This is a genomic window from Rhizosphaericola mali, assembly GCF_004337365.2.
Taxonomy (GTDB): Bacteria; Bacteroidota; Bacteroidia; order Chitinophagales; family Chitinophagaceae; genus Rhizosphaericola; species Rhizosphaericola mali.
This window is the reverse complement of record NZ_CP044016.1, coordinates 4,588,074-4,604,809: the sequence shown is the minus strand read 5'-3', so window position 1 is coordinate 4,604,809 and position 16,736 is coordinate 4,588,074. Positions and strand designations below refer to the sequence as shown.

The 16,736-nt window shown below is 33.2% G+C and carries 19 protein-coding genes, 1 tRNA gene and 1 rRNA gene; 10 read left to right on the top strand and 11 right to left on the bottom strand.

Annotated features, from left to right (window positions below):
• Window positions 1-25: 25 nt before the first annotated feature.
• Window positions 26-616, top strand: a complete 591-nt coding sequence (locus tag E0W69_RS19885) for a phosphatase PAP2 family protein (RefSeq protein ID WP_131331792.1) — start codon at window positions 26-28, stop codon at window positions 614-616.
• 320 nt (window positions 617-936) lie between these two features.
• On the opposite strand, the gene E0W69_RS19880 is transcribed toward E0W69_RS19885, so the two are convergent.
• The 5 genes from E0W69_RS19880 to rpsL all read right to left on the bottom strand — a co-directional run bounded on the left by E0W69_RS19880 (window position 937) and on the right by rpsL (window position 6,077).
• Window positions 937-1,827, bottom strand: coding sequence for a restriction endonuclease (locus tag E0W69_RS19880; RefSeq protein ID WP_191967913.1), 891 nt, complete (start codon window positions 1,825-1,827; stop codon window positions 937-939).
• A 65-nt stretch (window positions 1,828-1,892) separates the two neighbouring features.
• Window positions 1,893-3,407: a bifunctional phosphoribosylaminoimidazolecarboxamide formyltransferase/IMP cyclohydrolase gene (gene purH / locus E0W69_RS19875; protein WP_131331790.1), complete on the bottom strand. Its 1,515-nt coding sequence runs from the start codon at window positions 3,405-3,407 to the stop codon at window positions 1,893-1,895.
• 128 nt (window positions 3,408-3,535) lie between these two features.
• Entirely contained in the window at window positions 3,536-5,086 is a 1,551-nt protein-coding gene (locus E0W69_RS19870; RefSeq protein WP_131331789.1) for a ComEC/Rec2 family competence protein, read from the bottom strand.
• Window positions 5,087-5,179: 93 nt separating this feature from the next.
• On the bottom strand, window positions 5,180-5,647 hold the full coding sequence (gene rpsG / locus E0W69_RS19865; protein WP_131331788.1) for a 30S ribosomal protein S7: 468 nt from the start codon (window positions 5,645-5,647) through the stop codon (window positions 5,180-5,182).
• Between the two features lie 49 nt (window positions 5,648-5,696).
• On the bottom strand, window positions 5,697-6,077 hold the full coding sequence (rpsL, locus tag E0W69_RS19860; RefSeq protein ID WP_131331787.1) for a 30S ribosomal protein S12: 381 nt from the start codon (window positions 6,075-6,077) through the stop codon (window positions 5,697-5,699).
• A 364-nt stretch (window positions 6,078-6,441) separates the two neighbouring features.
• Between rpsL and E0W69_RS19855 the strand changes: the two genes are divergently transcribed.
• Window positions 6,442-7,581: a TlpA disulfide reductase family protein gene (locus E0W69_RS19855; RefSeq protein WP_131331786.1), complete on the top strand. Its 1,140-nt coding sequence runs from the start codon at window positions 6,442-6,444 to the stop codon at window positions 7,579-7,581.
• Window positions 7,582-7,647: 66 nt separating this feature from the next.
• Here E0W69_RS19855 and E0W69_RS19850 read toward each other — a convergent pair whose 3' ends face one another.
• Window positions 7,648-8,712 carry a branched-chain amino acid aminotransferase gene (locus tag E0W69_RS19850; protein ID WP_131331785.1) on the bottom strand — a complete coding sequence of 355 codons (1,065 nt, stop codon included), beginning with the start codon at window positions 8,710-8,712 and terminating at the stop codon, window positions 7,648-7,650.
• Between the two features lie 89 nt (window positions 8,713-8,801).
• Here E0W69_RS19850 and E0W69_RS19845 point away from each other — a divergent pair, with 89 nt between their 5' ends.
• Window positions 8,802-9,365 (top strand): hypothetical protein, encoded by a 564-nt coding sequence (locus tag E0W69_RS19845; protein WP_131331784.1) that lies wholly within the window; start codon window positions 8,802-8,804, stop codon window positions 9,363-9,365.
• Window positions 9,366-9,377: 12 nt separating this feature from the next.
• Window positions 9,378-9,950, top strand: coding sequence for an RdgB/HAM1 family non-canonical purine NTP pyrophosphatase (gene rdgB, locus E0W69_RS19840; protein WP_131331783.1), 573 nt, complete (start codon window positions 9,378-9,380; stop codon window positions 9,948-9,950).
• 79 nt (window positions 9,951-10,029) lie between these two features.
• Here the strand turns inward: rdgB and E0W69_RS19835 are convergent, their stop codons facing one another.
• The 3 genes from E0W69_RS19835 to E0W69_RS19825 form a co-directional block, all read right to left on the bottom strand.
• Complete coding sequence (locus E0W69_RS19835) at window positions 10,030-10,767, bottom strand: shikimate dehydrogenase family protein (protein WP_131331782.1); 738 nt, start codon at window positions 10,765-10,767, stop codon at window positions 10,030-10,032.
• A 16-nt stretch (window positions 10,768-10,783) separates the two neighbouring features.
• Window positions 10,784-11,557, bottom strand: coding sequence for a phosphosulfolactate synthase (locus E0W69_RS19830; RefSeq protein WP_131331781.1), 774 nt, complete (start codon window positions 11,555-11,557; stop codon window positions 10,784-10,786).
• A gap of 105 nt (window positions 11,558-11,662) precedes the next feature.
• Complete coding sequence (locus tag E0W69_RS19825) at window positions 11,663-13,090, bottom strand: tetratricopeptide repeat protein (protein ID WP_131331780.1); 1,428 nt, start codon at window positions 13,088-13,090, stop codon at window positions 11,663-11,665.
• Between the two features lie 190 nt (window positions 13,091-13,280).
• Between E0W69_RS19825 and E0W69_RS19820 the strand changes: the two genes are divergently transcribed.
• The 4 genes from E0W69_RS19820 to yidD all read left to right on the top strand — a co-directional run bounded on the left by E0W69_RS19820 (window position 13,281) and on the right by yidD (window position 14,647).
• Complete coding sequence (locus tag E0W69_RS19820; RefSeq protein ID WP_131331779.1) at window positions 13,281-13,688, top strand: hypothetical protein; 408 nt, start codon at window positions 13,281-13,283, stop codon at window positions 13,686-13,688.
• 128 nt (window positions 13,689-13,816) lie between these two features.
• The gene (gene rpmH / locus E0W69_RS19815; protein WP_131331778.1) at window positions 13,817-13,972 is read left to right on the top strand and encodes a 50S ribosomal protein L34; all 156 of its coding nucleotides are present in this window, start codon (window positions 13,817-13,819) and stop codon (window positions 13,970-13,972) included.
• A 62-nt stretch (window positions 13,973-14,034) separates the two neighbouring features.
• A complete protein-coding gene (locus E0W69_RS19810; RefSeq protein ID WP_131331777.1) occupies window positions 14,035-14,433 on the top strand; it encodes a ribonuclease P protein component in 399 nt (132 codons plus the stop codon).
• A complete protein-coding gene (yidD, locus tag E0W69_RS19805) occupies window positions 14,417-14,647 on the top strand; it encodes a membrane protein insertion efficiency factor YidD (RefSeq protein ID WP_225321338.1) in 231 nt (76 codons plus the stop codon). Before E0W69_RS19810 ends, yidD begins: the two co-directional genes overlap by 17 nt.
• A 3-nt stretch (window positions 14,648-14,650) precedes the next feature.
• Here the strand turns inward: yidD and E0W69_RS19800 are convergent.
• Window positions 14,651-14,723, bottom strand: a tRNA-Gly gene (locus E0W69_RS19800).
• Window positions 14,724-14,778: 55 nt separating this feature from the next.
• Between E0W69_RS19800 and fmt the strand changes: the two genes are divergently transcribed.
• Window positions 14,779-15,708, top strand: coding sequence for a methionyl-tRNA formyltransferase (fmt, locus tag E0W69_RS19795; protein WP_225321337.1), 930 nt, complete (start codon window positions 14,779-14,781; stop codon window positions 15,706-15,708).
• Window positions 15,709-15,717: 9 nt separating this feature from the next.
• Complete coding sequence (locus E0W69_RS19790) at window positions 15,718-16,347, top strand: peptidase S16 (RefSeq protein WP_131331776.1); 630 nt, start codon at window positions 15,718-15,720, stop codon at window positions 16,345-16,347.
• Between the two features lie 246 nt (window positions 16,348-16,593).
• On the opposite strand, the gene rrf is transcribed toward E0W69_RS19790, so the two are convergent.
• Window positions 16,594-16,707 (bottom strand): 5S ribosomal RNA (rrf, locus tag E0W69_RS19785).
• Between the last annotated feature and the right edge of the window lie 29 nt (window positions 16,708-16,736).

The window sequence follows — 16,736 nt, the reverse complement described above, 5'->3', positions numbered from 1 at the left end:
AATATGATTCCCTACTTTTAATCTCATGCAAAAACTAGTCTTCCTTTTTTTTTACCTAACATTCCTTATTCCAAAAGGGAATGCGCAGATTTTGCAAAAAGTAGATCATTGGGATTATCAAACATTACAATATTTGGAAACGACCAGAACAGATGAAAAAACGCATATTCTAAAGACAATTTCTGATGCGAACAATTATGTAAATGCTGCAATTCCCTTGGGTTTACTCATTGCAGGAACGGTGCATGATGACAAAGCCATGCGACAGAATGCACTTTATGTTGCCACAAGCTCGGCAAGTACTGCAGTTTTCAATTTTGCATTAAAAAAAATATTCAAACGAAAACGCCCCTTCAATGTACATGTAAGTTTGTCTCCAGTTTATATGCCCAAAAGTTACTCATTCCCATCTGGACATACCTCCTTATCATTCAGCACAGCGACCGCATTGTCACGCGCATATCCGAAATGGTATGTGATCGTCCCCTCCTATTTATGGGCAGGCACTGTGGGATACTCTAGGATGTACTTGGGTGTACACAATCCTTCCGACGTCATTGCAGGTGCAGTATTAGGATCTGGAACCGCTTTAGGTTTTGGATTTATGAAAAAATAAAAACTCCCAACAATTGAATTGTTGGGAGTTTTCACGTATTCAAATAAGATATTATCCGTGTCTGAAATGTCTTTTATCGGTGATGCCCATAGCTAGCTTGTTTTCTACTGCGTAGTCAATAATATCTTTGTCACGGATGGAACCGCCGGGTTGGATAAACGATTTGATTCCTTTCTTGTGTGCATAAAGACCTTGAAAAAATTTGTTCGCAAAAATCCCTCTTTACACCTACAAATGGGATTGTTGCATTGATAATAAAAAGTTAACAAAAAAGCCTCCGAAATTTCGAAGGCTTTTTTGTTATTATTCTCAGTTGGATATTAAATAGCAAGAATACCTTTCAGTTGCAATATATAAATATGAATCCATTGAAGAAGTGCATTTTTGTCTATCAAATCTAAAAGTTGTGGATCATGTTGTTTTTGGACATCTTTTGTAAAATATGAAGTTGTTACTAATATTCCCTTATTAGCACTTTGCTGGACAACATAACTAAATGATCTCATAATTTGAACATCAACTTTATTTGTTTCGGCGTACTTCTTACACTCTACTAGATACTTTATTGGTCTTAATAGAGGTCCCTGCGGCTTGATTGCAATTATGTCTTTACCTCCATCTCTTGTTTGCTGTGTAAGTTCAACATCAAAACCTTGAGAAGATAATAGCTCTGCAATCATTATTTCAAAGTCTCTAGGATTTAGATTATATAAATCCTGATTGTTGAAATAAATATCAGAGATTACCTTTTTTACTCTTTGAGTTTCGGAAAAAATAATTTCTTTAAATAAATCTTGACTAACCGAACCTTCAATATCATCCAAAATATTTTCTAAGTTGTATTGAATTTCGGTTGAATTGACTTCGTTCTTTGCTACATTAATATAAGAAGGTGCTTTCGTACTTTTATTAGAACGGATTGATAACGTATTGAGTATAGGAGATTTTCCAATTGTTTTCTGATAGTCTTTTATATGGTTTTTAAAATTCTTTTGAATATCATATAAAAGAATTTTATTAGCAAGTATAGTATCAACAGTCCCTAATTTTTTAATCAAGCCAAAATTATCTTGTAGATTTTCTCTTAGATTGCTTTTCTGAATTGTTTGGTTGTATAATTCAAGAACTGGATTTTGTTTTGGGAAATCAAAAAAAAAGTCTGAAAAAATGGGATTTAATGATGTTTCTGCATCTAAATAGAAATGAGCCATTAACCATTGATTATAGTATAAATAAAAATTCCTAATGAGCATTGCTCACTAGGAATAAATAAGACTTATCCGTGGCGGAAATGACGTTTTCCAGTTAATACCATGGGTAAATTATTTTCTACGCAATATTCAATACTATCTTTATCTCTGATAGAACCTCCGGGTTGAATGAAAGAAGTAATGCCCGCTTCGTGCGCTAATTTCACACAGTCATTAAATGGGAAAAATGCATCAGAAGCTAAAACAGCATCTTTCAAATCAAAATTAAATTGTTCTGCTTTGGCAATTGCCTGACGCAACGCATCTACACGGCTTGTCTGTCCACAACCTTTTCCGATCAATTGACGATCTTTTACAAGCGCAATTGCATTGGATTTCAAATGTTTACAGATAATATTGGCAAATGAAAGCGCTGCTTTTTCTTCCGCAGTTGTTTCGCGTCCACCCACTTCTTTCCATTCTGTATAATTACCTTGATCCGTATCTTGAACCAAAACGCCATTCAAAACAGATTTGAATTGTACGTTATTCTCTTTATTGTTTGGTTTTAATTTTAATAAGATACGGTTTTTCTTTGCTTTCAATACGTCCAATGCATCCGCATCGAAATCCGCTGCGATCAATACTTCAAAGAAAACTTCTTGTATTTTCTCCGCAGTAACTTTATCAATTGTACCAGAGCAAATCAAGATACCACCAAAAGCACTTTCTGGATCTCCCGCATCTGCTGCGTCATAGGCTTCTTTCACTGTTGGACGAACCGCAACACCACAGACATTGGTATGTTTTATAATTCCAAAAACGACATCTTTTTCGTCTTTGAAATCTTTGATCAATGCCATTGCAGAATCAACATCTACTAAATTATTATAAGAAAGTTCTTTTCCGTTTAATTTTTCAAAATCCTCATCCAAATCACCATAGAATGCGGCTTTTTGATCTGGATTTTCCCCATAACGCAATACTTTTTTATTGGTTAATGGTTGAAGAATCGTTCCGTTGAAAAAGTTATTAATGGCTATATCATAGTTCATTACTACTTCAAATGATTTTGCAGCGAACGCTTTTCTTTCTTCCAAAGAAGTTTCCCCATCTTGCTCTTGCAACACTTTCAATAACCAAGTATATTCATCTCGAGAAGCTAATACGACTTCATCTTTGAAATTTTTCGCAGCAGCACGAATGGCAGAAGGACCACCAATATCAATTTTTTCAATAATTGCAGCTTCATCATCTGTACTTTTCAAAGTTTCTTCGAAAGGATACAAATCAATGATCACCAAATCGATCTCAGGAATATTGTATTTCGCCATTTCTGCACGATCCTCTTCCAAATCACGACGTCCCAAGATACCCCCAAAAACGGCAGGATGAAGGATCTTAACACGGCCACCAAGGATGGATGGGTAAGTTGTCAAGTCCTCAACAGGAATACATTTTATACCTAGATTTTCAATAAATTTCTGTGTACCGCCAGTAGAATAAATCGTTACACCTAGACGATCCAACTCTTTTACAATCGGTTCCAAACCATCTTTGTAAAAAACGGAAATTAATGCTGATTTGATTTTCTTTTGCATTCTGAAATTATTTGTATTGAAAAACATCTCATTTTATACATGTTTTTCAGTTAATTGAGGATGCAAAGTTAACCCCTTATATTGGGATTCATGGTCAGTATTTTCCACAATTTGATGCACATATTTTTCTATTTTGAAAAGAATAAGCATTCATTTAAAATAAATACAAAAATCAGCAATGTCAAATACCAGAAATATATCTTTTTTCTAAAAATGACCATACAATAACTCAAACCGATTATTCCATACAAAACAATTGCTTGTTCCCAATTGATCTTTAATTTCCAAACTGAAATTGGCAAATCATTGGAATAAATAGCCAACCAATTCATCCATTGGAGCACATATTTGGAGAAAAATATAATAGCATCGGAAATAATTGGAATTTTGGAAAATAGTAATATGCTTAAAAGTAGAAATATCCCGACGGATGATAAAGGCACCATCCAAATATTGAAAAATAAAAACCAAATGGGAAATTGATGAAAACAGTACAATACAATCGGGATGGTTCCTAATTGTGCAGCGAGGGTTATCGCAATCATTTTCATGAAAAATTGTAAAATGGGATTTTCAACTTTCAACCATTTTTCCAAAATCGGCGACCATAATAAAATACCGACGAGCGAACTGTAAGACAAAAGAAATCCAATGTTCCACAACCAATTAGGATCAATAAGCAACAAAATAAATGCGGAGAATAGCAAACCATTTAAGGCTCCATTGCGTCGACCAAGCAAATTGCCAATTAAGGAAAATGTTAACATAACAGCCGCTCTTAAAATCGAAGGCCCCATTCCCACCAAAAAAGTAAATAGCCAAATGAAAAGCAAGACAATAGAAAAACGAATACCTTTCTTATACTTTACAATTGGAATCCGTCCTAATATTATTTCCAAAAATCCAAATAATAAAGTCAAATGCATTCCACTCACGGCAATTACATGTACTGTCCCTGTATTGATATACGCTTGATAGATTTTCGGCTCCAATAAGGAAGTTTCCCCTAAAATCAATGCCATAGACAATCCTACATCCAAACTATCATTTAAAGTTTCAGAATATGTGGCGAGAATATTATTCCGCATAAAAGAAATAAGTCTCTCAAATAAATTCAATTTTTTCGGATAAATATTACAATGATTAACATCTATAAATACATTGTAGAAATAGCCTTGTCGGTTATAAAACGTCTTAATATCATATTCCGAATTAAAATTTGCAATCGTTCTTATTTTTAATTGAGAAGTTATGATTGTATCTCCTTTACGTAAATCTTTATTGAGGTAAATTAAAATCGGAGTTTCTTTGGAGCTTAAGTAAGCTTTTGCACGGTAGTATTTGGTCGTTTTGATGGCATTTTCCTGTAAGATTATTTCGCAATTTTTAAGCGGAATATTTGTATTTAGATACTTTGATAGTTGATATTTTTCCCTAGAAATAAAACCAAGAGCTATAAAACACAATAATATCCCGATAAGAAAAAGTAGATTTTTGAATAGTGGAAATTTAAGTACAGAAATAGCAATATTACTTATCGCCGCTATTGCCAAACCCAAAACTAGCAAAATCAACACCCAAAATATCGGAATCGTAATAATTGAAGAAACATATATACCAATAATCAAACAGATTAATGGTAATAATAAAGGTAGTTGTTTGGTTATCGGTAATTTCATAAGTTATTAGCTCATTAAAATTACATCAATTAGATCAAATGCAAAAAAGCGGCTTGGAAAAGCCGCTTAAAATATAGTATTATTTCTAAGAAATTAAACTCTAAAGTGAGAGAATGCTTTATTAGCTTCAGCCATACGATGCGTATCTTCTTTCTTTTTGAAAGCAGCACCTTCACCTTTGCTTGCAGCTACTAATTCATTCGCTAATTTATCTGCCATTGTACGTCCGTTTCTTTCACGGCTATAACGTACAATCCATTTGATACTTAAAGAAATTTTTCTATCCAAACGAACTTCTGTTGGGATTTGGAAAGTAGCACCACCGATACGACGGCTACGTACTTCAACCGCAGGAGTTACATTAGATAATGCTTTTTTCCATACTTCATAACCATCTTCACCAGTGATTTTGCTCACTTTGTCGATAGCATCATAAAATATAGTAAATGCAATGCTTTTTTTACCTTCCCACATGATATTGTTTACAAAACGTGTAACCAATTTATCATTAAAACGAGAATCAGGAGCTAAAGGAAGCTTCTTCGCTTGTGCTTTTCTCATTATATATTAAATTAAAAACTTTTGAAATATATTAATTAGTGCTTAAGAACTAGCTTTTAGCTTTTTCCATTTTAGCACCGTATTTAGAACGACTTTGTTTACGACCTTTTACACCCGCAGTATCCAAGCTACCACGAACGATATGATAACGTACACCTGGCAAATCTTTTACACGACCACCACGTATCAATACGATAGAGTGCTCTTGTAAGTTGTGACCTTCACCTGGAATATATGCGATAACTTCTACTTTGTTAGTCAAACGAACTTTCGCTACTTTACGTAACGCAGAGTTTGGCTTTTTAGGAGTAGTTGTGTACACACGAGTACATACGCCACGACGCTGAGGACATGCGTCCAAAGCTCTGGATTTACTTTTAGCCTTGATAATTTCACGGCCTTTTCTTACTAATTGTTGTATTGTAGGCATTCTAAAATACTATTATTTTTTTTAGGACTGCAAAGGTAACTAGTTTTTTCGCAATCAACAAAATATTTTTTATTTTACTTGAATAAATGAGCATCAAATATACGAACACTATCGGTACCTTCCCGAATTCTTTTTTACATATGCTGAATTCGAATATAAAAAAACGCAATCAAGTAAAGCCACATCCGTATAAAATCGATCAAAGTGAGAATTACAAATATTATTTTAAATAAAACAGTTAAACGTATATTTCCCGAGCGAGAAAAGGATATGTAAAAAAGGCGTTGAAATAAATTTGTTAACTCATGATCTTTTTTAATTAACTTGAAATGCAGATTCTAGTATTTCATTTTTTAATAAAGCCATGAGACAATATCTGATTCGAATTAAAATAATAACGATATTAATTTTTCTTACATGTATAACGAATAACATTAATGCTAAGCAGATTTGTTATATCAAAGGACGTATTATAAAAAGATATGACAACAAATTTATTTACTTATTTGGAATCGATTATTCAAGTTTAAACAAGCGTATTATAGACTCCACACGAATTCATAATGGCAAATTCTCCTTTACTGAAAAGTTACATACTCCAGGACTACTCACAACATTGTATATACGAGACGGGCATAGTAAAATTCCGCCTACAAGTATACAGTTAATGCTAAATCCCGGTAAAATAAATATCAAAATAACAGATTCGGTATGGTATGAATGGGAAAATCCAAATGCCGTAAAAATAAAAAATGCTCATATCAATGAACAATGGAAAAAGTGGGAAAATATAATACCATTCACTGAAACTAAATCTTACCTTTCATACAAAATTGACAGTTTAAAAAAAGCTTTTCCAGATTCTAATTTTGCATATATGTATCATGTTAAAGATTCTTTAGCAGGAGAAGAAATCAGAAAACAAAAACAATATATTCTCAACCACCCAAACGAGTATTTTAGTCTATACGCCGTTTCCTATTTTATGGGCGATTGGAAACACGATTCGACTGGTCTTTATTTAATGTATGAGTCCTTATCTCCAAATTTAAAGAGGTTACCAGAAGGACTAAAATTAAAAGAAAAATTTTATAAGATAACAAAACTCATAAATGGAGCCTTCGCTCCAGATTTCGCCATACCAGACACAAGCGGCAAGATTGTAAAACTATCAGAATTCAAAGGTCATTACGTGCTTCTTGACTTTTGGGCATCATGGTGTATACCTTGTATATCCCAAATACCCGAATTAAAAAACTTTGCAGAAAAAAATAAAAATAAAGGGCTTAAAATTGTTAGCATTTCCCTTGATAATAATAGAATTGCGTGGTTGAAAGGGATTAAAAAATTTGGACTTACCTGGATAAATGTTTCAGATATAAAGGAATGGAAATCTAAAATTGTTGATGATTATTATATTAATTCCATTCCACATGCTATTCTAATCGACAAAAATGGTAAAATACTAGAAATGAATGTTGATTTTAGTAAAAATTATTTTTAATGCATAAAAAAGGCGTTGAAATAATCCATTCAACGCCTCTTTTTTATTTTGAAATAATTTGTAACACTATATTTTCACTAACCAATTATGGCTATCAGGAACCAATCCTAAGCGGATTTCATTCATTTTTGCTTTGATTTCATTGGCAATTTTGAATTTTTCAACATCAAAATTTACAATTGCATCCTCTGCCAATCCCAATTTTCCTATAGGTGAAATTACGGCCGCAGTACCTGTCCCGAAAGCTTCTGTCAAATGTCCATTTTTGTATGCGTCAATCAATTCTTGTACACTTACTTTTCTTTCCTCAACGGTATATCCCAATTCTTTTAAAACAGTAATAACGCTATCTCTAGTAACACCCGCCAAGATTGTTCCGTCCAATTCAGGAGTTACAACTTTGCCATCAATAACGAACATTACATTCATAGCCCCTACTTCTTGTACATATTCATGTTCGTTTGGAGCAGTCCAAAGAACTTGATCATAACCTTCCGCCTCAGCGACTTCTGTTGCTTTCAAACTAGCTGCATAATTTCCCCCATTTTTAGAAAAACCTACACCACCTTTTGCCGCACGTGTAAAATGTTTTTCAATTTTTATGGCTGCAGGTTTTGCGAAATATGGTCCTGAAGGACTTAAAATGATGATAAATTTATATTCTTGCGCTGGATGCACACCCAAAAATGCTTGCGTAGCGATCATAAATGGACGAATATATAAGGAATGTTCCGCCGCTGTTGGGATCCACGCACGATCTACATCAATCAATTGACGCAAACCATCAATAAATATTTCTTGAGGTACAGTTGGCATACACAATCTTTCCGCAGAAGTATTGAAACGCTTCCAGTTCATATCTGGTCGGAAAATGTAATCATTGCCATCTTGATTATGGAAAGCTTTAATCCCTTCGAAAATCTCTTGTCCATAATGAAAGACCGTTGCTGATGGATCTAAAGCAATCGGACCATAAGGTAAAATCTCAATTTTTTCCCAATTACCATTCTTATAATCAGCAACGAGCATGTGATCGGTAAATACTTTACCGAAAGGCAAATGATTCAAATCCGTCTCGCTCAGACGACTTTTTTCTGTTTTTTTTACTTCAATCTTGAAAGCTTGTGACATAATATTAAATTTGCGAATGTGTAGAGCACATTCAAACTCTTACAATTAATAACTTTATATCAAAGAATTTTGGTATATAACAAATCACGATGGATAAAAAGTTACCCGATTTAGTCTTGGCTCATTTATTTCCAGAAAGCATAGTCGTACTTCCTGAAGACGCCTCTGCAAATGCCGTGAACAAAACGGAAGATAAAGGTAGGGATATTGACCAATTTCCCAATAATAAAATTGCTGCAGCACCCGAATTGTCCGTTCCCTTTTGGTTAGGTGAAAACAAAAAGCAAGTTTGTATCATTTTGCATGATAGGAATAATGTATTTATCAGCGAGCATAGTTTGGATTTTTTGGGTAAAATATTGAGCGCATGCCAATTAAATATTGCAGATACTGCGATTATTAATATGGCGAGAACGCCCGTTAATTTGGAACAAATACAACAATATATACAACCCAAATTTTTACTTTCCTTTCATATTAAATTCAACACTATTGGATTGAACGATGATATTAAATTATATCAACCCAATCGAAAAAATGGTTGTTCGTATTTATTAGCAGGAGATTTAGACAAAATGAATGACGGCAGCGATGCATCCAAACAAGAAAAGGGTAGATTTTGGATAAGCCTTAAACAACTTTTTGGTATTTAAATATTTATATAAATGAAAATCATTTTTGCGACTAACAATCAAAATAAAGTCAAAGAAATCAAGAAATCCACGGGACATAGATTGGAAATTTTAACCTTGAAACAAGCGGGAATTGATATCGATATACCCGAACCATATGATACTTTGGTTGAAAATGCAGAAACGAAGGCTAAAACGATATTTAAATTAACACGCGAAGATTGTTTCAGTGAAGATACAGGATTGGAAGTAACAGCACTAGATGGCGCACCAGGAGTACATACCGCGAGATATGCAGGCGAAGAAAAAGATGATGCGAAAAATATTGCATTGCTATTACAAAATCTAGCAGGAAAAGAAGACCGTTCGGCGCAATTTCACACAATTATCTATTTGATTTACGAAGGTCGCCATCATACATTTGAAGGTATTTGCAAAGGACATATTGCGCAAGCAACGCAAGGTGAAGATGGATTTGGATACGATCCTATTTTTATTCCAGAAGGTAGCGATCGCACATTTGCACAAATGACTATGGAAGAAAAAAATAGTTACAGTCATCGCAAAAAAGCTATGGAAAAATTAATTGCATTTCTTCTAAAGTAGTAAGTAAGGCTTACGGTTTGAGGTAGGAGAAAATAATTTAATTTTCTTTTACCTCATACCTCACACCTTCACCTCGTTTCTATTCATTCCAAATACGCCAATTTTCCTCTGCTTGTAATTCCAACATCAACAATCCATTTTCCGCAAAAGCGCCTTTCTCACGTCCTAAACGCATGAATTTAGTCTCTTCGGGATTATAAATTAAATCGTATAAATAGTGTTGATCAGTAATAAATTGGTAAGGAATCTCTGGAGCAGCATCTACTTTTGGATACATACCCAAAGGCGTTGAATTAATTAAGATGGTATATTCAGATAGAATATTCGCATCGATATTTTCATAAGTAAATTGTCCGTCTGCCGCGTTACGCGAAACATATTTGTATTCTATCCCCAATTTTTCCAAAACAAAAGCGACCGCTGAGGACGCACCACCAGTCCCTAAGATCAACGCTTTTTTATGGTTAGGTTTTAGATGAGGAACAAATGATTTTTCAAATCCAACGACATCGGTATTAAATCCTTTTAAATAACCATTGCGAATCTGCACGCAATTACAAGCGCCCATTTTGGCAACTTCCGGAGAAACCTCATTCAAATAGGAAATAATCGCTTTTTTGTAAGGAATGGTAATGCAAAATCCTTGTAAATCAAGTGTATTTAAAATATCAGAGGGAACTTTTTCTATATTATCTAATTCAAAATTGATAAAAGAGGCTTCTTTTTCAATGCCTTCTTGAATGAATTTATTTTCAAAATATTTCTTCGAGAAAGAATGCCCTAACGGAAATCCCAAAATACCATAATTTTTTCCCATCTAAATTGTCTCCATTTTAATATTGCGCACTTTTTTCCAAAAACATGTGAAACGTATCTCCACGCAGACCGACACGCATTGCTTCTAAAGGAATAACTTCATTTGGAGCAATATTTCCCAAATTACAATTGCACCCTAATAATTGGATAAAATATAATTGTTGTTCTTTTTGCGGAGCTTCCCACAATACTTTTTCTCCAGGAATTTGCGTAAGTATTTCATGCACAAGGCCTTGTCTAACTTCGCCCGTACCTCGATAGATACCCACGTTGCCCGATTCTCTAGCCTCGGCAATGACATAAGATGCACCAGCATTTAGCTCGCCCTGCATCAATTCAATCCATTTATATGGAGCCATGATATTGGTTGCATCTTTACTACCAACTTCACTTAGTACAGTGCCATATTTTGTTAATTTTTCAATGTATTTGCACTTTTCCACGTGAGGAATATTGATCGAGCCATCGCTAACTTCCATATATTGAACGCCATAATCTTGGCAAACAGCGATATATTCCTCAATCTGATCTCTCACTAAAAATGCTTCAAACAAAGTACCACCGAAATATAGTGGAATTTTGTGCTTATGATAAACCTCGATTTTTTCTCTCAGGTTGGGAGTAACATAAGAAGTACCGAAACCTAATTTAACGATATCTACATGTGGACCAGAAACGCTTAAAAAATTTTCTACTTCATTAATACTTAGTCCTTTGTCCATCACCATTGTAATTCCATCTGTGCGTGGTTTTACATTACGGTCTGGCATTTGCGATAATTCAAAATTCATTTATGCTTCTTTTTACCTCACCTAAAAATTCTCTCGATGAAATATTTCACCAAAATTGACGCGCAAAAATAACAAACCTATTCTAATTAGAAAATGAAGAATATATTAGCGTTTTGCTTTCTTATATCGAGCCAAAATATCGACGATATTTCTATTTTGTAAAAGACCTGGAGTTAATTCGAATATTTTTTTGAAATGTTTTGGATTTTCTGCCATACCATTTTCCAATTGAACATAGCCTTCTTTCATTTTATTTTGACCAAATAACGCAATGGCTAAGTAAAAATAAAATATAGACTTCCCCCCTGTAATATCAAATGCTTCCTTAGCGGCGATTTCCATTTCTTCAAAATTATTTGCCAAATACAATCCTTTCAAAAAAGATTCCCAAGCGGAACCTTGTTTAGGCTTCGATTGTACCACTTCCGAAAAATAAACTAACGCATCATCCAATCTTTCCAATTGAAGCAAACACTCTCCCAATGCCAATTTGTATTCTGCTGAGGGATACATATTTACCGATTTTTCCAACGGTTTCAAAGCCGCGGCCCAATTATCCTCATCAATATAAGTCAACGCTATTTTGTACACTAGTTTACTATCTTCTGGCTGCATATAAGCAGCCTTTCTATAATATAGCCGCGCTTTTTTGAATTCCAATAATTTGTGATAACAATGACCTATTGCTTCCAAAACAACATCCTCTGGTTTAGATAATTCTAGCACTTTTTCTAACGCTTCTATTCCTTCTTTATATTTTCTGATACGTATTAAAGCATCTGCCATATTACGATAAGCAAAATCAAATTTGTCGTTAATAGCCGTTACATATTGATAGCAATCAATAGCCTTCTCATATAATTTAATTCCTTGATATGCAGTAGCCAAATTAAACCAGGCCAATTCGCAATATGGATATTCATCTATAATTTTTTGATGCAAAGAGATAGATTCTTCATACCGACCAGTAAAATCTGTCCAATAACACATTTTGTATAAGGCCGATTCATCGAGAGGAACCCTTTCTAATAATAAAACTAAACAATCAAAAACTCTTTCAAAATCTTCATAATCATCATAGACATCAATTGCTTCAAATAGAAAATCAACTAACTCCTCGCCATTAAAAAGCTGAATTGCTTGATCAAATGATTTGGACGCAGCATCGGTATTTTTCAATCCCAAAAATGCGTCCATCTTCAAGACATAAAGATTGATATCATTAGGATTATATACTTCCACTTTATTTAAAAAATCCAAAGCAAAATTATAGTTTCCATTTGCTATGAGTAAATCAGCTCTTTTTATCAACAATTCAGAAGAAAATGGATAATATTCTAAAGCGATTTTAGACATTTCAATTGCCTTAGATAAATCTTGCGCTTCATCATAGTAATCAATTAATAACTCCCATTCAAATTCGTGTAAAAGATCATCTTTATTTCCATTTTCAAAAGATGTAAACTTCAATAATATATCTTCTATTGAACCCACAGCATCATCCTCTTCATCTTCAAAGAAATCATCAGACATACTATATCATTTTAAAATATAAATAAATTGAGTTCAAATTGAAAGCTAATTAAAAACCAATAAGAATAAAAATAATTTAGTTCACATTTTTACCAAAATAAGAAAAGAATTCAATTATTACATTTTTTTTACCAAAATCGTAAAATATTTTTTAAATAATTAATTGTAAATCACCTAACTTTGCAAATAGATGTTAAGAGTATCAAAAAATATTGCCCTAATCGCGTTAACACTTGTAAGCTTTGGTTTACAAACTACGTTTGCTGCTATCATAGAAGATGGTAGTTCTAAAAAAGCGAATAGCAACAATAAATACAATCTTAAATCTCTTTCACACGGTAATAAATACTCTCCTTTTTCTTTGAATTCTCTAAAAAAAGACAAGGATTATAATTACAATTATAATTTTGCCGATAGGTCTATTGATGGGCTTAATGTCGATATCCTCAACAACTCTCCTGCGGGCATTGTAGAAATAACTACTCCAGTGAGAATTCAAAAAGGAAATAATGTATATATTTATGACTACAAATATAGAATACCTGCAAGTCATAATCCACTTCCATTCATGAAGGCTCCGTCAAATCCAAATCATTAATTTTTTATAAAAAAAATATAAGTAATTGATTTTTTTACTTTACCTTTGCAGTCCTTTCACCGGGCGGCAGTAATGGTAACTGTTTCCTGAATTTTTAAAATAATTTATTTTTATAAAATCATTTAACGATGAAACGTACATTTCAACCACATAATCGCCGTCGTAAATCAATCCATGGTTTTCGTGAGCGTATGTCTACTGCAAACGGTCGTAAAGTTTTAGCTCGCCGTCGTGCAAAAGGTCGTAAAAAATTGACCGTATCAAGCGAAAAAACTTTGAAATAATATTTAGATTATATTCGCTAATAATACTTTAAGCTCCAATATAATTGGAGCTTTTTTTATAGATGGAAAGATTTACATATAAGAGATCTGAAAAACTGAAAAGTAGAAAACAAATTGAATTGCTATTTATAAAAAAGCAATCAATATCTATATATCCAATACGTATTTCCTATCTACAAGTCAATGAAGAGATAGAGGCCAATTCATTAAAAGTTGGTGTCGGCACATCGAAACGTAATTTTAAAAAAGCCATTGATCGTAATAGAGTTAAACGTCTATTGAGAGAATCTTATCGCCTATACAAATTACCATTACACAAAATTGTACAAGAAAAAAACATTCACTTAATTGTATTCTTCCACTATTATAGCAGAAATATTTTAAGCCAAACTGAATTGCACAAAAAAATGGAATTGGGCATTAATAAAATAGTAGCTTTATTGCATGAACCTTTGGCATAAAATGATACGTTTTCCATTCATTCTAATGATCAAATTCTATCAATTTGGAATTTCACCAATGATAGGTCCAAAATGCCGTTACACTCCTACTTGTTCCCAATATACGATTGAAGCTATCGAAAAATATGGAATATTAAAAGGATTAAAACTAGGAATCAAGCGTTTATCCACATGTCATCCTGGCGGAGGAAGTGGATACGATCCAGTACCTTAGTTGAGCGGAAAACGGGACTCGGACCCGCCACCTTCAGTTTGGGAAACTGATGCTCTACCAGATGAGCTATTTCCGCAATTGACATTTCAAATGTAACCAATCTTTCAATACATAAACTATATATTTGCAATATGGTTGAATTAAAAGATTTACGTGTTGTTTTTATGGGAACTCCCGACTTTGCCGTGGCTTCTTTAGACGCATTAGTCAAAGCTGGTGCTAATATAGTTGGTGTTGTAACAGGCCCTGACAAACAAGCAGGTCGAGGTATGAAGTACACAGAAACTGCCGTAAAAAAATATGCCGTCAATCATAAACTACCATTATTGCAACCAGAAAAATTACGCAATCCAATCTTTTTAGAAGAATTAAAAAAATGGAACGCAGATGTTCAAATAGTTGTTGCATTTAAGATGCTACCAGAAATCGTTTGGGATATGCCACCCATGGGTACTATAAATTTACATGGTTCCTTATTACCAAAATATCGTGGAGCCGCACCAATCAATTGGGCAATTATAAATGGAGAAAAGGAAACTGGTGTAACTACATTTCAACTGAAACATGAAATAGATACAGGAAACATATTAGTAAAAGGAATTTTGCCTATAACTGAAAATGAGACTGCTGGTGAATTACATGATCAAATGATGGTATTGGGAGGAAAAGTTTTGGTTGAAACTATCCAAGGATTAATTACTAATACAATATCTCCACAACCACAAGATGATATAGAAGGTTATCCAGCACCTAAAATATTCAAAGAAGATTGTGAAATCAATTGGAACAGCGATTTGGATAAAATACACAATTTTATTAGAGGTTTAGCACCTTATCCAGCCGCAACGACTACAATTTTAGATAGGCAATTCAAAATTTACAAAATAGAAAAAGAAATAACACAAGTTGATACAACTAATCCAAAAATATTGTGCGATAATAAGACATATTTAAAAATCAAAACAAAAAATGGATATGCATCCATTTTAGAACTACAACAACTTGGTAAAAAAGCAATGAATATCCAAGATTACCTAAGAGGAAATAAATTTGAATTATAAACTATATAAATGATCAATTTCATTCCTATTATACATCTACCTGATTATGTATATCCAGGCGAAATGTTAAATATTCATATAAAATTAGATACAGTTAAACATCTAATTACCGATTGCTATGGAGAAAATAAACCATTTGGAATTATACCAATAAATGAAGGAAAGGGTAATTATGGAACATTGGTAGAAATTGAAACAATACATGAAGTATGGAATGACCAAAAAATGAATATTACGTTAAAAGGGAAATCTATTTTTAAAACATTAGAAGAAATATCTCATATTCCAAACAAATTATATAATGGAGCAATAGTAACTTATCCTGATAATGTATTAGAGACCACAATACCAGTACTACCAAGGGTCATAGATCTACTTGCTAAAATAAATCAAACAGGTATTTTTAAATATGAAATTGACAAATTATCACCACAGACAATACCAAGCTATAAACTAGCCAATAGAATAGGATTACAAGATTCACAACAGCAAGAATTTATCCAATTACTATTTGAGAGCCAACGACTAGAATACATCAGAATACATTTAGAAAAACTGTTACCTGTAGTAGAAGCCATTCAACGCTCCGAACTATTTACTAAAAACAATAAAATATTTAAAGAATATTCGGGGATCTAATAAAGATATAAGGCAGGCCAAAGTCCATCTTTAGCCTGCCTTATATTAATTAATTAATTATTTTCAATAAGCAAGAAGAACTATACCATTTTAAGTATATATAGAAATAGTGGTATTAATTATATAATAAAAATATAGGGATATTTTACTTCTAGTATTCGAGTACAATACTTTTACCGACAAAGATGGGGAAGTATGTGTAAAACAAAACAGCCTTTGTGATTTCTCACAAAGGCTGTAAAATAAATATGGCAGTTACCTACTCTCCCAGGGACAAGGCCCAAGTACCATCGGCCATAAGGGGCTTAACTTCTCTGTTCGGTATGGGAAGAGGTGAACACCCTTGGTAAGACCACCATAAAAAGGTTATACTTCGTAAATCATAAATT

What these genes read in the sequence shown, in the direction of transcription:
- E0W69_RS19885 (WP_131331792.1), top strand. Translation starts at nt 26, where the DNA reads ATGCAAAAACTAGTCTTCCTTTTTTTTTACCTAACATTCCTTATTCCA.
- E0W69_RS19880 (WP_191967913.1), bottom strand. Translation starts at nt 1,827, where the DNA reads ATGGCTCATTTCTATTTAGATGCAGAAACATCATTAAATCCCATTTTT.
- purH (WP_131331790.1), bottom strand. Translation starts at nt 3,407, where the DNA reads ATGCAAAAGAAAATCAAATCAGCATTAATTTCCGTTTTTTACAAAGAT.
- E0W69_RS19870 (WP_131331789.1), bottom strand. Translation starts at nt 5,086, where the DNA reads ATGAAATTACCGATAACCAAACAACTACCTTTATTATTACCATTAATC.
- rpsG (WP_131331788.1), bottom strand. Translation starts at nt 5,647, where the DNA reads ATGAGAAAAGCACAAGCGAAGAAGCTTCCTTTAGCTCCTGATTCTCGT.
- rpsL (WP_131331787.1), bottom strand. Translation starts at nt 6,077, where the DNA reads ATGCCTACAATACAACAATTAGTAAGAAAAGGCCGTGAAATTATCAAG.
- E0W69_RS19855 (WP_131331786.1), top strand. Translation starts at nt 6,442, where the DNA reads ATGAGACAATATCTGATTCGAATTAAAATAATAACGATATTAATTTTT.
- E0W69_RS19850 (WP_131331785.1), bottom strand. Translation starts at nt 8,712, where the DNA reads ATGTCACAAGCTTTCAAGATTGAAGTAAAAAAAACAGAAAAAAGTCGT.
- E0W69_RS19845 (WP_131331784.1), top strand. Translation starts at nt 8,802, where the DNA reads ATGGATAAAAAGTTACCCGATTTAGTCTTGGCTCATTTATTTCCAGAA.
- rdgB (WP_131331783.1), top strand. Translation starts at nt 9,378, where the DNA reads ATGAAAATCATTTTTGCGACTAACAATCAAAATAAAGTCAAAGAAATC.
- E0W69_RS19835 (WP_131331782.1), bottom strand. Translation starts at nt 10,767, where the DNA reads ATGGGAAAAAATTATGGTATTTTGGGATTTCCGTTAGGGCATTCTTTC.
- E0W69_RS19830 (WP_131331781.1), bottom strand. Translation starts at nt 11,557, where the DNA reads ATGAATTTTGAATTATCGCAAATGCCAGACCGTAATGTAAAACCACGC.
- E0W69_RS19825 (WP_131331780.1), bottom strand. Translation starts at nt 13,090, where the DNA reads ATGTCTGATGATTTCTTTGAAGATGAAGAGGATGATGCTGTGGGTTCA.
- E0W69_RS19820 (WP_131331779.1), top strand. Translation starts at nt 13,281, where the DNA reads ATGTTAAGAGTATCAAAAAATATTGCCCTAATCGCGTTAACACTTGTA.
- rpmH (WP_131331778.1), top strand. Translation starts at nt 13,817, where the DNA reads ATGAAACGTACATTTCAACCACATAATCGCCGTCGTAAATCAATCCAT.
- E0W69_RS19810 (WP_131331777.1), top strand. Translation starts at nt 14,035, where the DNA reads ATGGAAAGATTTACATATAAGAGATCTGAAAAACTGAAAAGTAGAAAA.
- yidD (WP_225321338.1), top strand. Translation starts at nt 14,417, where the DNA reads ATGAACCTTTGGCATAAAATGATACGTTTTCCATTCATTCTAATGATC.
- fmt (WP_225321337.1), top strand. Translation starts at nt 14,779, where the DNA reads ATGGTTGAATTAAAAGATTTACGTGTTGTTTTTATGGGAACTCCCGAC.
- E0W69_RS19790 (WP_131331776.1), top strand. Translation starts at nt 15,718, where the DNA reads ATGATCAATTTCATTCCTATTATACATCTACCTGATTATGTATATCCA.